Raw genomic sequence first — 15144 nt, forward strand, 5'->3', positions numbered from 1 at the left:
CCTCCTGGAACTATCATAATATATACAAGAATAAATAGCGAAAGACAAAAAGGTACTTCTATCCATAAGTAGACAAATAGCGACAATTATCTATATGGAGAATGATTTTTCAATAGATCCTTTAAACCTAAGTAACGCATATGATTGATGTTGTCTACAAGTTCATCTATTGGTTCTTTCATACCATCTAGAATCCATTGAAGGACCATACTATGAGAGGCATTGGTATGGTAGAGTGTCGCAAATTTAAGTTCCTTGGATAATGGTTCTCCTATACAGTGTTCATGCCACTTTAAATCAAATTCTATACAATGATGAAGCATATGCTCCTTTAATGAATTCTGTCCATCTATTAAACAGGCTTGTTCAATGAAAGTTTCATATTTCTTTAAGCTGTTTAATGTCTGAGTGAGTGATGATTTAAAGTCAATAGACATATCTTCATCAAACTCATTCACAATCACTGTGTCATAAACATAGGCAATAAGATCATTCTTATCTAGAAAATGATTATAGAATGTCTGTCTTGAGAGTTCAGTATACTCTAGTAAGTCTCCTATGGTGATCTTAGCTAATGGTTTCTTATTCAAAAGTAAGAGAAGACTATTAGAAAAAGCTTTTTTTATATTCATGTTATCACCCTCAATTATTTTACATCTTTCATATAAAGTATGCTATTATATCATTGCGAATAAGCAATAGAAACGAGGTAAATAAAAATGAGTATACTTGCATGTCCTAAATGTCATGAACCTTTAGAAATTGAAGGTAAAACATGTAAATGCATTAATAACCATTGTTATGATATTGCCCGTCAGGGGTATATGAATCTACTTTTAAATCCTGATAAGGCATCTAATAATCCAGGTGATTCTAAGGAATCATTGATTGCGAGAAAGGCTTATCTTGATAAAGGTTATTATGATCCTATTCTTTTTGAAGTAGTGAATGAAATCAAGAAGAAGGAAGGTCCTTTAAATATACTAGATCTAGGTTGCGGTGAAGGTTATTATACATATCGTATGAAACAGATTCTTGGTGATGAGAATACATATTGTGGTTTAGATATTTCTAAATTAGCTGTAAGAATGGCTACACAGTATGATAAGTCTATTCACTGGATTGTAGGTAATTCTAAGAATATTCCAGTACTTGATCATTCTATGGATGTTATTACCGCAATGTTCACTGTAGTCAATCAGGAAGAACTTGCTAGATGTATTAAAGAGGATGGTTATATTATCCATGTAACTGCCAATAGAGATCATTTAATTGAAATTAAACATTTGATTTATGATGAAGTAAAGACTAAGTCTGATAAGTATATCCGTCTTCCATTTAATGTATTAGAGAGTCATGATTTTAAGAAAACTATTTCTATTAAGAATCGTGAAGATGCATTAAATCTTTTAAAGATGACACCACATTATTATCATATCAAGAAAGAAAAGCGTGATGTTCTTGATACATTAGAAGCACTTGATGTCACTATTGATATTAAAGTGACTGTATATCGTCCATGAGAATAAAGAAACAGGGACAGCATCTTCTTATCACTATTGATGAAGAATATGAAAATCGTCCTTTATCTGATTTGTGGGCAGATCTGCATTTATCACGCAAAACAATTCATTTATTAAAACAGAATAAAGACTATAAAATCAATCATGTATTTAATATGAATCCTATACTTCATACAAATGATGTATTAGATGTTCTTGCTTATGAACATGATGATGAAACATATGCACCTGACTTTCAGGATATAGATATTGTATATGAGGATGATCTGATTCTTGTTGTGAATAAGCCTATTGGGATTGCGGTTTATCCAGATGATCCTCATAAGACAGACAGCTTATCTAATAGAGTGAGTGCTTATTATATGACACAGGGATATGATATTCCTGTTCGTTATATTCATCGTTTAGATAATGATACAAGTGGTTTAGTAGTATTCTGTAAGTGTCATTTAATACAGGCTTATCTAGATCATGCATTGTCTATTAAAGAGATACAAAGAGAATATCTGGCTTATGTAGAGGGTCATATCAAAGAAGGTAAGGAATATAAAATTGAACAGAACTTAGGCAAGGATAGACACAGTCCTTCTAAGATGCGTGTTCATTCTAAGGGTATTCCTGCTGTGACTTATTACCAGTGTCTAGAAAATAAGGAAGATCATGCACTTGTAAGATGTCGTCTAGAGACTGGTAGAAAGCATCAGATCCGTGTTCATATGGCTTCTATTGGTCATCCTATTCTAGGTGATTCCCTTTATAATGAAGGCTCTGATTATCCACGTTTAGCACTTCATGCAGCCTATATCAAGTTTGAAGAACCAATTACTCATCTTGAGATTAATTTATATAGTCCTATGGAATTTTAAAAGGACTGTAACAAATAGATAGTAATCATATTACCAAATGAACTATTATTATTGAAAATCAAGTTAAAAATTAGTAGAATATGATTGCATAGTTGGAGGATATATGTATCCTTTAACAAAGCCATTGAATGTTGATAGCATTCAATGGCTTTGTTTTATTTCCTATCTAATTTCCATCTATAATCGGGATTGTCCTTTATTTTTTGCTGATAATCTTTACGATAATCATTTAAACAAAGTGGATTAGCAGATTCAGCCCATTCACTTGGCTCAGATTCCATTAGTTCATCATCTTCCCATCCGCAAAAAGGGCAAATATCATGAGAATCTGTATCTTCAAATTCATATTTTCCGCATATCGGACAAATATGTGGAGTCATTGTATAATTATCTTCTGTATAATCATATTTTGGATTTTCATCAATTTTTGATTGAAACCATTTTTTATAATCATTTAAAGATAATTCATTCGTCAGATTTGGCACATCAGGATGTTCAATCTGATATAAATCATACTTCCACCCACAATGTGAACAATAATCATCTTCTTTTCCTTCATATTCAGGATCTTCTTTTTCCAAATCTGTATCATCTGAAAAAAAATACTGATGACAAATTGGACACTCCATTGGCTTGAAATTTTTAATTGTCATATTATTTTTTTCCTTTCATTTTCTTTTGATCTTTATAGTATTTATAACCATTAGTCGGTTTATAATAAGTCACAACATATCCATCTTTTGTTATTACTGCATATACATTTCAGCTATGTATGTTGGTCCATTCCACCAGAATTTTGAAAGTTTCACCATATCTTCTCACCCTTTCTTTTCAAGAAATCAGTGATATCATCTAAAACAGCTTCATCACCTTCACAACTAAATATTCCATAACCTATCTCAATATATCCAAGAACATCATATTTTTTAAATATGTGAATAACCTGTTCAACAGGTAACTGCCACTCTTCTGAAGCAAGTCGGATTAACCTCGTTTGCATAAAGGTTATTTCGGTTTCCCTACGCATTATGAATTTTCCTTTAATTAAACGTTACTAACTTCACAATATTCTTATGACTCTTATTAAAGAGTGTAGAAGCACCAACACATACACGCTCACCACATGATGAGAAGATAATAGATGTATCAGATGCTGTTTCTTCATAACCAGTAATACACATCCAATGCCATGTTTCTTCTTCTAATATCTGTGCTTCATGAGTTAAGATCAACATACCAATAGGATGACCCTGATCAATAGCTGTTTTCACAAAATGTACACCCTGTTCAGGGGATTCAGTAATCTTCTGATAAATAGGTTCTACATTCAAACCAATATGTTTCATATACTTCTTGAAGTTCTTCGCAAACTTATAGAAATATGGGAAACCCATAATACCTGGAGTATTGAGTTTAAACATCTTTTTCATTAATTCTAAAAAATCTAGATAAGAGATATCTAGCTTATGTTCATAGAAACAGGCCATATCTGCAGCACAGACACTTGCACATCCTGCACGTCTTGCCCATTCATCAGGAAACCAATCCTGGTCTCCACCATAATATTCTTGATTGTCTTTGTGAAAGATCATGATAGGAAGTTCTTTTTTCATTTTGTATGCTCCTTCATGTGTAATTTTACAATAAAGCAGTTTTCTCCTTCTACATCTCCTTCAATGATATAAGTATCATCAATATGCGTGAGATAGAGTTCAATTGTCTGATGGGCGAGTATTTCTTTTTTATAGTTAATAGAAATAGAATCCATGAAATGATTTTCATAGGCTTCTACAGGTATTAAGTTAGAAGCGATACGTAGATAATGGGTATTGTTTAAGTGTCTATTTGTATCTATATCACTATAAGGTACAGTATATGTACTGATTAATTGTCTATCAGCATGCGTAGATAGTGTTTCTGGCTCTTCTTTGACTAGATCAGGATTATCAGGAAGAGTCAATCCTGCACGCTTAGGAGATGTAATACGACGTCTCTTTAGATCAATAAGAGTCCAGATAGAACGACATTCACCAATACGTCTACCTTCTTTTTCTATATAGTAGAATCGAGGAAAAATCACATTAGAATAATGTCCAATCTCTGTAGTAAGAGTAATTTCATCATCTTCATAAATAGGTTCAGTTAATATAAGTGATTGTTTAGAAACAACATAACCATACTTTCCCTTCATGGATTCTTTATAGAATCCTGATAAAGAACCATCTACAGTTGCTAAACGTGAGAAATAAACAAATATATTTTCATCTCTTAAACGACCTGTATAGTCGCATTGATCGTTCTGTATTGTGTAATGAAGTGTATACATTTTCATTTTCCCCCTTTTTTTATGTATTATACTTCTTCTTTTTCATTTGTCCATACAAATAGGGTATAGCCAAAATGAATAGTTCAATGTATAATTATAAGAAGAATAAAGGAGAGAACAGAATGGATCAGGTTTTAATTATACTTGCATTTCTTGTTGGACTCGTTGGTCTCTACTTTACATATATGATTGTGAATGTAGTTGTAACTATTATTAAATCTAAGAAAAGAGATCATTCATTAAAATTCTGTATGAGTCCTGCAGGTAAGGCTTTTTATAGTGGTCTTACAGTACTTTATTTTGTAGTATTATTTGGTTGTATCGCTTTTATGATTTCAACATACAATGCTCACAAAATGAACTACATTTCAAACGCTTTAAGTGTATGGGCTATTTATTCAATCATCTATTCAATGCAGATTGCGAACCTTGTATTAGTTGGTAGAAAAAATATGCTTGTAGGTCGTCTTCTTATCGATTATCGTAAGATGAAGAAAATCAACTTCAATACAAATAACGAAATCACATTTGTATTCGCACAGAAGAACTTCAGATTCTCTACACGCTGGGTTGATAAACAACTCTTAAGAAAAGCAGTAACAGGAAGAAGCTAATAAAAAAGGATTCCGTGAGGAATCTTTTTTTATTAGTTTGGTTTTTCAAACTGACTATAGTAGAGGTTATGATAGAAACCATTCTTCTTTAATAGTTCTTCATGTTTACCCTGTTCAATGATATGTCCATCATTCATCACAATAATCTGATCTGCTTTTTGAATAGTAGAGAGACGATGAGCTACAATAAAGGTTGTTCTACCAATCATCATTGTATCAAAAGCATCCTGAATCTGTCTTTCTGTACGTGTATCAATTGATGAAGTGGCTTCATCAAGAATCAACATTGGTGGATTCGCTAACATGATTCTTGCGATAGATAAGAGCTGTCTTTGTCCTTGTGATAAGTTACTGCCTTCTTCTGCCAGCATCGCATCATAACCACCTTTTAACTGAATAATGAATTTATGGGCATGGGCTTTTTTAGCTGCTTCGATGATTTCTTCATCTGTCGCATTATTTGAGCCATACGCAATATTATCTCTAATAGTACCTTTAAATAACCATGTATCCTGTAATACCATACCATAGAGACTTCTTAAGTAAGAACGATCCATCGTTTGTGTATTGATACCATCAATAGAGATAGAACCACTTTGAGGGTCATAGAAACGCATTAATAAGTTAATAAGTGTTGTTTTACCACATCCTGTAGGTCCTACAATCGCAATTGTTTCACCTGCATTGACATGAAGGTTAAAATCAGTAATCAATGGTCTTTCAGGTGTATAACTGAAATTCACATGGTTCAAGTCAATAACACCTTGTGGATTATCAATAGTCTCAGGATGTTCTGGTTTTTTAATAGCTGGTTCATCAATGATCTTAAAGACACGCTCAGCACAGGCTAAAGCTGTTTCTAATTCAGTAAATACGTTAGAAATATCGTTAAATGGCTTTGTATACTGATTGGCATAAGTAAGGAATGATGATAAACCACCTACTGTAAGACCTCCACCAATGACACTAAAGGCACCATAGATACATACTGTATCATAGACAATCGCATTCACAAAACGTGTAGAAGGATTCGCAAGTGCACCTAAGAACTGTGATTTAACACCACTCTTAAATAAACGATCATTGATTTCATCAAACTTCTCTTCATTGATTGATTCATGCTGGAATGCTTTGACAACTTTCTGATTACCTACCATTTCTTCTACAAAACCACTCATTTCTCCACGAATAGATAATTGTTCCTGGAAAAACTTGAATGTATATTTCGCAATAAGTGTTGCGACAATTAAAGAAAGTGGTGTTAATACAATCACAATCAAAGCCAGCTTGACATTCACATATAACATAAAACCAATCGTACCGATGATTGTCGCAATACCACCAAAGAGGTTCGTAAAGCCCTGTAATAAACCATCTGAAATCTGATCAATATCCGCAATCATACGGCTCATCATATCACCATGTGTATGAGAATCAATATAAGAAAGAGGTAAAATCTGGTATTGTTTAAAGAGTTCTGTTCTTAAGTCTCTTGTGATTTCATAAGTCATCTTATTAGATGCTCTGACTAAGAGATAGTTGAATAATGCAGTCATCAAAACAGAAAAAGCGATATAGAAGATCTTTTGACTTAGCCCCTGGAAGAAAACCTGATGATAGCCAATCATCTGGTCAATGGCTTTCCCAATAAGAATTGGTGTCAAAAGAGTGAATATAATGTTAATTGTAGAAAATAATAATGCACCTACAAGATAGATACGATAAGGACGACAGAATGCCATAAGTCTTTTTAAAGTACTTTTATTCTTCATTATTCTGTCCTCCTTCCATCTGTGACATGACGATTTCCTGATATACATCACATGTATTCATAAGCATATCATGAGTACCCTGTCCTACAACTTCACCATGACTTAATACCACAATTGAATCCGCATGCATTAAAGCACTCACTCTTTGAGAGACAATAATAACTGTCATATTAAGCGTGCTTAAGGCTTTTCTAAGTTTTGCATCTGTCGCAAAATCTAGTGCACTCGCACTATCATCTAGAATAAGTATTTCTGGTTTTTTGACTAATGCACGGGCAATAGTCAATCTTTGTCTTTGTCCACCAGATACATTCTTACCACCCTGTTCAATATAGGTGTCTAATCCTTCTGTCATCTTATCGATGAATTCTTTAGATTGTGAGAGTTCTAATGCTTCATAGATTTCTTCATCTGTGGCTTGAGGATTACCCCATTGCATATTTTCTCTGATTGTACCTCCAAAGAGTGTTGCCTGCTGAGGAACAATACCAATCATTTTTCTTAAGTCTTCAAACTTATATGATTTAATAGGAAGATCTTTGATACGGATTTCACCTTCAGTGACATCATAAAAACGAGGAATCAGGTTAATAAGTGTTGTTTTACCTGAACCAGTACCTCCAATAACACCGATTGTCTGACCTGGAAGGATATTGAATGACACATCATTTAAGGCATTACCAGAATAGTATGAGAATGAAACATGATCATAAGTAATAAGGTTCTGATAGTCACTTGGTGCCTCATTGATTCCCTGAATAATACCTGGTTTCTGACTTAATACATCTGCACATCTTTTATATGATGCACTGGCTTTATTTAAGATCACAATAACATTCGCAAAGACATACATAGAAAGTAAGATCTGATTCATATAGTTAATAAGAGAGATGACTTCTCCCTGTGTCATATTGCCGGCATTGATCTTAAAGCCTGAGATATAGAGGATTGCGATAATTCCAAAGTTCACAATGATTGTAGTAGCTGGATTTAATACTGCGCTTAAGTTACCGGCAATAATCTGTTCTTCTTTTTGTTTTGTTGTTGTTTCTTCAAAACGTTTCTGTTCATTTTCCTGCTGGTTAAAAGCACGGATGACTCTGACACCTGATAAGTTCTCTCTTGTGATAAGAGATACTTTATCTAGAATATGCTGGATATGAGAATACATAGGTGCTGTATGGCTCATGACAAAATAGATACTAAACGCAATAAGTGGTGCAACAATCACAAAGATCAAAGCCACCTGCCAGTTGATGACAAAGCTCATGACCAAAGAACCAATAATTAAGAATGGTGATCTTGAACATAAGCGAATAACCATGGCAACAGCTAACTGGATCTGATTGATATCATTGGTGATTCTTGTGATTAAAGAGGGTGTACCAATAATATCAAGATCCTGATAATCATAACGGTTGATTGCACGATACATATCTTTACGCATAAGTGTCCCTACACCCTGTGATGTAAGTGATGCAAAATACTGACAGACTAGTGAACTTGCATATCCTACTGTAGATAAACCAAAAATCACAAAAGCCATCTTAGTAATATAGTTTGTATTATGTACCGCCACACCGTTATCAATAATAAGAGCTACAGCCATTGGTATACATAATTCTAGAAATGCTTCTATGAGTTTAAATATGAAGCCTGAAATGGCCTGCCATTTATAAGGCTTTAAATATTTTATTAAATACATGTTTTTTCCTCCCTGTCCTTGCAACATTATAATCTTGTTTTATACTATATGTATAATATATATTTTATATAGAATCTATAGGAGAAACATATGGAATTAAAACAGATGAAATACTTTAAGACAATTGTAGAAGAAGGAACTATTTCTCAAGCTGCACGTGTATTACATATTTCACAGCCACCACTTTCTATGCAGTTAAAAGCAATTGAAGAAGAATTAGATACAATACTTATAGAAAGAGGACATCGTCATATTACATTAACTCCTGCAGGACAGTTATTTTATCGTAGATGTAATCAGATGCTTAATTTATATGAACAGACAAGTAAAGAAGTACAAGGTGCTGCAACACAGATCTTACGTTTTGGGATTACTTCTTCTAATGGTTATTTAATTACCCATGATCATATGGATGTATTTAGAAAGAAATATCCTAAACTAGATATTCATATGAAGGAGGGAACAACCTATGAAATGGTGGATGCCTTACTTGCACATGAAATAGATATTGCGTTAGTAAGAACACCTTTTGATTCTACGAATGTGAAATCGTTTTTATTTAAACCTGAACCAATGATTGTGGTAGGACCACCAAGTCTTGTGAATGAAAAAAAGAACCATCTCATTGATTATCGAGATGATCCTGTTTTGATTCACAGACGTTATCGTCAGTTTATTGTCGATTATTGTTTAAATGAACTCCAATTCCAGCCACATATTCCTATTATTACAGATGATATACGTACTGCCTTAGTATGGGGTTCTATACTTGATCAGGTGGTTATTATACCTGAAGCAGCTATTCCTTATATAGATTTAAAGTCACAGACCTATACAAAACTTAAAGACAAGGGTCTCTATACGTCTGCTGCTTTTATCACAAGAAAAGAAGACTTGTCTCCTATTATAGAAACATTCATCTCTCTAATTATCAAAGACTACAAGATTTAAGCTATTCTTCTTTACTTCTAGATGATAAGAAGAAGCCTTTACTTCTTCACCATCTAAGTTACATGGATACTGAGATTCTACATCCACTTCATCTACAGTAAAGACATGTGCATGTCTATCTTGATCAAGTGTTTCACTTACTATCTTCTTAATATATAAAGGGATGAGTCCTTTATTGATTCTATCAAGAATAACGATATCCATGAGACCATCTTCTAATGAGGCATGAGGTGCAATCTTATAAGCCCCGCCATAATACTTGGCATTAGCACAGGCACATAAAGTAACAGGACCTTCATATAATAACTGTCCATGACTTGTCATCTTAATATGATAAAATGGATACTGGACAAAATTTCTTAAAATAGAATATTCATACTGATGTCCTCTAAACATCTTAGGAATCTTCACATCATCATGAACATGATTCGCAATCACACTATCACAGCCAAAACAGGCATTATTAATAAAATAGCGATCATTCATTAAAACTGTATCAATAGGAACAACTTTCCCCTTCAAAGAGGCCTTTAGTACTTCTTTAGAGTCATTATTCTTAGAAATCATCTTAAAGAAGTCATTTCCTGTTCCATAGGGAATCACTACTAATTCATGAGGTGTTCCGACAAGTCCCTGGATCACCTGGTTCAACATACCATCCCCACCAACACTATAAAAACGTGTTGGTTCTTTATAATGTTTAATAATCTTCTTTGCATGATCAGGATATGTACTCATAAATATATCATAATCATACCCCTGCATCACTTCTCTAATTGTTTCTATAAATGGATGATGATCATAATCATCATTCACTGGTTTAAGTAAAAATATATGTCTCATTATAGTTCTCCCAAAAAAAGACTGGATCAATGTCCAGTCTAGATCATATCAATAGTTTCTAGCCACTCTTTAACGTCTTTGACATCAGTAAATGTCTTCGCACGTTTAAAGTTCGCATTTGGTATCATCTTATTAAAGTGAGCAATACTCTTCTTGCTGGAATATTTGACATGTCCACGCCAATTCTTTTCACTTGTACACATAGGCACAATAGTTTTGCCTGATAAGTCATAATCCATACAGAATGAGTCAATAATAAGTGGTTCATCCTTTTCCCAGCATGGATAAATAAGATACACTGTCTTGTATTGATCGATATTATCAATCTGATTTGTAAGAGCAGGTAGTGTTTTTAATACGTGTTCATTCTTATAATCATGTTTATTTTCTTTAAGTGCTTTAGCGTAAGCTTCTCTTTCTTTTCTATGTTCTTTGATTCTCTTCTTAAAATCTGTAGAGTACTTCTTAGAAGTCTGTAAACAAAGTAAGTCCCCTTCTGTATATGACTGTACTTGTTTAGCAAGTTCACGTTCTTCACCATTAAATGAATAATAAACAATTAATGTATCACTGAGACCACCTGTAATAGTTAAGGGGGCATCACTTTCTGAATATTTGGTATTATAAGTACATCCTGATAATGTGATCAACATCAAACATAAGAATGTAATGATTGATTTTTTCATAAAAAATCCTCCTCGGATACCATTATAACATATTTCCTAGAAAAAAATAATGAGTTCACAATGTGTTCATAGATAAAAAGCATAATATTACCTGTAAAGAGAAAGCAACTCCCTATAATAATTCAGCTTCCTTTTTACCAAGAGTGATCCCTAATAAATAATTTTCCAAACTCCCTTCAAAATAACTCTTGAAATAAACAACGATCAGGTATCCCTTCCTGATCGTTTTGTTTTATCTAAGTTTTAGATATTCTTCTTCATTTACTGCTTCAAGCCACTGGTTTGAAGCATTTTTGTTTGGAACACTTTCTGCAATATGCACAAAATAGCTTTCTGGTGCTGCACCATGCCAATGTTTGATTTCTGGCGCAATATAGACTGTATCACCAACATTTAGTTCCTGAGCAGGTTTTCCCCATTCCTGATAATACCCTCTTCCTGCAGTACATAATAAGATCTGTCCTGCACCATGATGGATATGCCAGTTGTTTCTGCATCCTGGTTCAAAAGTAACATTGGAAATAAGGACTTCCTGATTATTAATAGAATAAAGATAACTATTACCTACAAAATACTTAGCATATGCTACATTGAGTTCACCGATAGGATAAGGACTCTGTTTTTTGATATCTTCTAAAGTATAATTCATAATTATTTCTCCATTTCATGTATACATCTGATTGCATTGAGAGTACGTGGATAACCGATATAAGGCATACAGTTAGAAATCACATTGATTAAATAATGTGCATCATTACCCACATGGAAGTTTCCACCAATATGAGACTTTAATTGAGGTTCAGTGCCGAGTGCTGCTAGAAAACAGAAAGTAATCATTTCTCTTTGTGCACCAGTTAATCCAATTCTTGTATAGTTATCACCAAAACAGTTACCTGCGAGCCATCTCTTGATATGACGTTCTTCTTCAGGACCACTTGTTTGGAATCCTCTCATATGTTCACCAAAGAGTTCACATTGTTTTTCATTACCAAGTTCTATACGATTGTCTCTGTTTGTGGTAGATGCACTCTTTAATGGTTTATCCACATGTTTATTCATAATAGTGAGGAATGGATATACTGTACCAATTCCAAGATAAGCCACAGCCTGATAAAGCACTTCCTGGATTTCATCAGTTGTGAGATATTTTAATAAGTCTTCTAACATGTCCTTAAACAAATCATGAGATTTTGTGCCTACAAGTACTGCAGTAATAGATAAGTATCTACTCTTATCATCCAGAGTAGTTTCATTGATTACTTCTTCACTTAAAAAATGTGAATAAAAGTCATAGAATTCTGGATCTTTATCTTTAAAGTTTTCCATAAATGTATATTTCATAGTCTTCACCTCTACAAACATTCTATTAATAATAAATAGAAAAGTACAATGCCAGTTTTTTATTATGCTATAATGTGGGTGCATAGTGAGGAGGAATAATAAATGATTGAAATTGGACAAGTTGAACAATTATTAGCTGTTTCTAAATATGGAACATTATCTAAAGCAGCTGAAGCATTACACATCTCTCAGCCCGCTCTAACTCGCGCCATGCAGAAGCTTGAAGAAGAACTGCAGGTCTCTATTTTTGACCGTGAAAAGAATCGTATTACTTTAAATGCGACTGGTAAAGTGGCTGTTGATTATGCACAGAAGGTATTATTTTCAGCAAATGATATGATGGCTCGTGTACGTGAATATGATCGTATGACTCATACAATTAGTATTGGAGCATGTGCTCCTGCACCTTTATGGGACTTAGTACCTTATGCTGGTAAGATATATGAAAACATGGCTGTTTCTTCAGAAATAAAAATGCCAGATATCTTATTATCTGGTTTAGAGAATGATTTATATACAGCTGTTGTATTAAATGAGATTCCTGATAATAAAGATTTATATCATGCGTTATATGATACAGAAACATTATATTTTTCTTTAGCACCTGATCACCCTCTTGCAGATAGTAAAGCATTGTTCTTTAAGAATCTAGATGGTCAAACAATGCTGTTGTATTCTAGAATTGGTGTATGGTATCCTATGCATTTAGAAACACAGCCTCATACTCATTTTATTCTTCAGGATAATAGAGAAGTATTTATGGATCTGACTCAGAATTCTACTCTTCCTACATTTATTTCTAATTTATCTATAGAAAGAGATGGCAAGCCAGATAATAGAAAGATTATTCCAATCATAGACAAAGAAGCGACTAATAGTTTCTATCTTGTTTGTAAGAAAAAGAATAAGAAACTATTAGAACCACTTTATCGTGCTGTAGAAAAAAGATTAGAAAAGAAAAAGAAGTAATATATCTTGATAGAACTATCAAAAACTGTATAATGGTTTTGACAGAACCCACCACGCCACTGATTTTCATGCGCAACCCGGTGGGACTTTTTATTTCTTGCATAGAAAAAGAAGTAGTTATTAAAAGCTACTTCTTTTTAGAATCCTAGATAACCTAGAATAGCACTGACATAGAATAAGATCCCTGCAACGATTAATAAATAATTAGACCAAGTGCTTTTCTTCTTTAAATAGAATGTATTCGCCTGTTCCCCTAAATAAATAGGATATTCCTGTCCTTTTACATAATCTTTTTCAATCTTTTCTACTTTAAATTCCTGGATAGATGCCTGGTTATACTTCTTTGTACCATAAGAATACTGGAAGATAGGACGACAATATAAGTTATTGACTTTCTTATAACCATGGTAAATTCCTTTAATTTCTCTTTTATCTTTCTTAAAGAAGATTTCATAGATTCCATAAGCCATGAGTAGTGTTCCTAAAATAATAGATAGGATAATCATGAATGGAGATCCTGACTTAAAAGAGAAGAATGAAGTGTTCATATTCATATATTCTACCTCCATAGAGTATTCTACCAATATTTCGTGAGTAAACAATATTTTTTTTGATTTTTCGTGTATAATATACGAGATTAGTGTGAATTAGAACATTTCCAATGGATGACACAGATAGACAAAGGTTGACATTACCGAAAAATGTGGTACTATAGTTGTGAGATTTTTTATTGGATGACTAACTAACCAATGACTAATCAGAAAATAAGAAAGAAAAGAGGTTCGTGTAAGATGGCAAAAATTGATTTGAGCAAGTATGGAATTACTGGTGCAACTGACATTGTTTACAATCCTTCTTATGAGTTGTTATTCGAGGAAGAGACAAAAGCTGGGCTTGAGGGATATGAAGTAGGACAGGAAACAGAGCTTGGTGCAGTAAGCGTTATGACAGGTATTTATACTGGACGTTCTCCTAAAGACAAGTACATTGTTATGGATGAGAATTCCAAAGACACAGTATGGTGGACATCTGATGAATATGCAAACGATAACCATCCGATGACAGAAGAAACATGGGCTACCGTAAAAGATATTGCAAAGAAAGAGCTTTCGAACAAAAGACTTTTCGTTGTAGATGCTTTCTGTGGAGCGAATGCAGATACCCGTATGGCTGTTCGTTTCATCGTTGAAGTTGCATGGCAGGCACATTTCGTAACTAACATGTTCATTAAGCCAACAGCTGAAGAACTTGAAAACTTTGAGCCTGATTTCGTTGTATATAATGCATCTAAGGCTAAGGTTTCTAACTATGCAGAATTAGGTCTTAACTCAGAGACATGTGTTGCATTCAATATCACAAGCCATGAGCAGGTAATTATTAATACATGGTACGGTGGAGAGATGAAGAAGGGTATGTTCTCAATGATGAACTATTACCTTCCATTAAAGGGTTTGGCTTCAATGCACTGTTCAGCTAACACAGACTTAAATGGTGAGAATACAGCAATCTTCTTTGGTCTTTCAGGAACAGGTAAGACAACACTTTCAA

The 15144-nt window shown here is 33.5% G+C and carries 18 protein-coding genes; 6 read left to right on the forward strand and 12 right to left on the reverse strand.

All coding sequences use genetic code 11. The features are described 5' to 3' along the window. Nucleotides 1-86: 86 nt before the first annotated feature. Entirely contained in the window at nucleotides 87-632 is a 546-nt protein-coding gene (locus QZQ55_RS03480) for a TetR/AcrR family transcriptional regulator C-terminal domain-containing protein (protein WP_295089897.1), read from the reverse strand. An 87-nt stretch (nucleotides 633-719) separates the two neighbouring features. Between QZQ55_RS03480 and QZQ55_RS03485 the strand changes: the two genes are divergently transcribed. Together QZQ55_RS03485 and QZQ55_RS03490 are read left to right on the forward strand one after the other, a co-directional pair. Then, entirely contained in the window at nucleotides 720-1523 is an 804-nt protein-coding gene (locus QZQ55_RS03485) for a methyltransferase domain-containing protein (protein WP_221711737.1), read from the forward strand. After that, nucleotides 1520-2389, forward strand: coding sequence for an RluA family pseudouridine synthase (locus tag QZQ55_RS03490; RefSeq protein ID WP_187012696.1), 870 nt, complete (start codon nucleotides 1520-1522; stop codon nucleotides 2387-2389). Before QZQ55_RS03485 ends, QZQ55_RS03490 begins: the two co-directional genes overlap by 4 nt. A 155-nt stretch (nucleotides 2390-2544) precedes the next feature. Here the strand turns inward: QZQ55_RS03490 and QZQ55_RS03495 are convergent, their stop codons facing one another. The 4 genes from QZQ55_RS03495 to QZQ55_RS03510 all read right to left on the reverse strand — a co-directional run bounded on the left by QZQ55_RS03495 (nucleotide 2545) and on the right by QZQ55_RS03510 (nucleotide 4715). Continuing rightward, nucleotides 2545-3042, reverse strand: coding sequence for a CPCC family cysteine-rich protein (locus QZQ55_RS03495; RefSeq protein WP_295089899.1), 498 nt, complete (start codon nucleotides 3040-3042; stop codon nucleotides 2545-2547). A 152-nt stretch (nucleotides 3043-3194) separates the two neighbouring features. Continuing rightward, a complete protein-coding gene (locus tag QZQ55_RS03500; protein WP_295089902.1) occupies nucleotides 3195-3389 on the reverse strand; it encodes a DUF3791 domain-containing protein in 195 nt (64 codons plus the stop codon). 40 nt (nucleotides 3390-3429) lie between these two features. Continuing rightward, complete coding sequence (locus tag QZQ55_RS03505) at nucleotides 3430-4002, reverse strand: hypothetical protein (protein ID WP_295089904.1); 573 nt, start codon at nucleotides 4000-4002, stop codon at nucleotides 3430-3432. After that, nucleotides 3999-4715, reverse strand: coding sequence for an acyl-[acyl-carrier-protein] thioesterase (locus QZQ55_RS03510; RefSeq protein WP_295089906.1), 717 nt, complete (start codon nucleotides 4713-4715; stop codon nucleotides 3999-4001). Before QZQ55_RS03510 ends, QZQ55_RS03505 begins: the two co-directional genes overlap by 4 nt. A 122-nt stretch (nucleotides 4716-4837) precedes the next feature. Here QZQ55_RS03510 and QZQ55_RS03515 point away from each other — a divergent pair, with 122 nt between their 5' ends. After that, on the forward strand, nucleotides 4838-5329 hold the full coding sequence (locus QZQ55_RS03515) for a hypothetical protein (protein ID WP_295089909.1): 492 nt from the start codon (nucleotides 4838-4840) through the stop codon (nucleotides 5327-5329). Nucleotides 5330-5361: 32 nt separating this feature from the next. On the opposite strand, the gene QZQ55_RS03520 is transcribed toward QZQ55_RS03515, so the two are convergent. Together QZQ55_RS03520 and QZQ55_RS03525 are read right to left on the reverse strand one after the other, a co-directional pair. After that, nucleotides 5362-7101, reverse strand: a complete 1740-nt coding sequence (locus QZQ55_RS03520) for an ABC transporter ATP-binding protein (RefSeq protein WP_295089912.1) — start codon at nucleotides 7099-7101, stop codon at nucleotides 5362-5364. After that, entirely contained in the window at nucleotides 7091-8806 is a 1716-nt protein-coding gene (locus QZQ55_RS03525; RefSeq protein ID WP_295089915.1) for an ABC transporter ATP-binding protein, read from the reverse strand. The genes QZQ55_RS03520 and QZQ55_RS03525 overlap by 11 nt, the downstream gene beginning before the upstream one ends. A 90-nt stretch (nucleotides 8807-8896) precedes the next feature. Between QZQ55_RS03525 and QZQ55_RS03530 the strand changes: the two genes are divergently transcribed. Next, entirely contained in the window at nucleotides 8897-9757 is an 861-nt protein-coding gene (locus QZQ55_RS03530) for a LysR family transcriptional regulator (RefSeq protein WP_295089918.1), read from the forward strand. On the opposite strand, the gene QZQ55_RS03535 is transcribed toward QZQ55_RS03530, so the two are convergent. The 4 genes from QZQ55_RS03535 to QZQ55_RS03550 form a co-directional block, all read right to left on the reverse strand. Next, a complete protein-coding gene (locus QZQ55_RS03535) occupies nucleotides 9731-10600 on the reverse strand; it encodes a diacylglycerol kinase family protein (protein WP_295089921.1) in 870 nt (289 codons plus the stop codon). The two genes, QZQ55_RS03530 and QZQ55_RS03535, sit on opposite strands and share 27 nt — an antisense overlap. Before the next feature lie 38 nt (nucleotides 10601-10638). Beyond that, nucleotides 10639-11286, reverse strand: coding sequence for a flavodoxin (locus QZQ55_RS03540; RefSeq protein ID WP_295089924.1), 648 nt, complete (start codon nucleotides 11284-11286; stop codon nucleotides 10639-10641). A 232-nt stretch (nucleotides 11287-11518) separates the two neighbouring features. Further along, complete coding sequence (locus tag QZQ55_RS03545; RefSeq protein WP_295089927.1) at nucleotides 11519-11935, reverse strand: cupin domain-containing protein; 417 nt, start codon at nucleotides 11933-11935, stop codon at nucleotides 11519-11521. Nucleotides 11936-11937: 2 nt separating this feature from the next. Next, complete coding sequence (locus tag QZQ55_RS03550) at nucleotides 11938-12627, reverse strand: carboxymuconolactone decarboxylase family protein (RefSeq protein WP_295089930.1); 690 nt, start codon at nucleotides 12625-12627, stop codon at nucleotides 11938-11940. Nucleotides 12628-12729: 102 nt separating this feature from the next. Here QZQ55_RS03550 and QZQ55_RS03555 point away from each other — a divergent pair, with 102 nt between their 5' ends. Next, a complete protein-coding gene (locus QZQ55_RS03555; RefSeq protein ID WP_295089933.1) occupies nucleotides 12730-13596 on the forward strand; it encodes a LysR family transcriptional regulator in 867 nt (288 codons plus the stop codon). A 137-nt stretch (nucleotides 13597-13733) separates the two neighbouring features. Here the strand turns inward: QZQ55_RS03555 and QZQ55_RS03560 are convergent, their stop codons facing one another. Continuing rightward, nucleotides 13734-14150, reverse strand: a complete 417-nt coding sequence (locus tag QZQ55_RS03560; RefSeq protein ID WP_040390262.1) for a hypothetical protein — start codon at nucleotides 14148-14150, stop codon at nucleotides 13734-13736. A 237-nt stretch (nucleotides 14151-14387) separates the two neighbouring features. Between QZQ55_RS03560 and QZQ55_RS03565 the strand changes: the two genes are divergently transcribed. Beyond that, a partial coding sequence (locus QZQ55_RS03565) for a phosphoenolpyruvate carboxykinase (ATP) (protein WP_295089936.1) occupies nucleotides 14388-15144 on the forward strand: 757 nt, incomplete at its 3' end.

This window comes from uncultured Catenibacterium sp., assembly GCF_900540665.1.
Taxonomy (GTDB): Bacteria; Bacillota_I; Bacilli_A; order Erysipelotrichales; family Coprobacillaceae; genus Catenibacterium.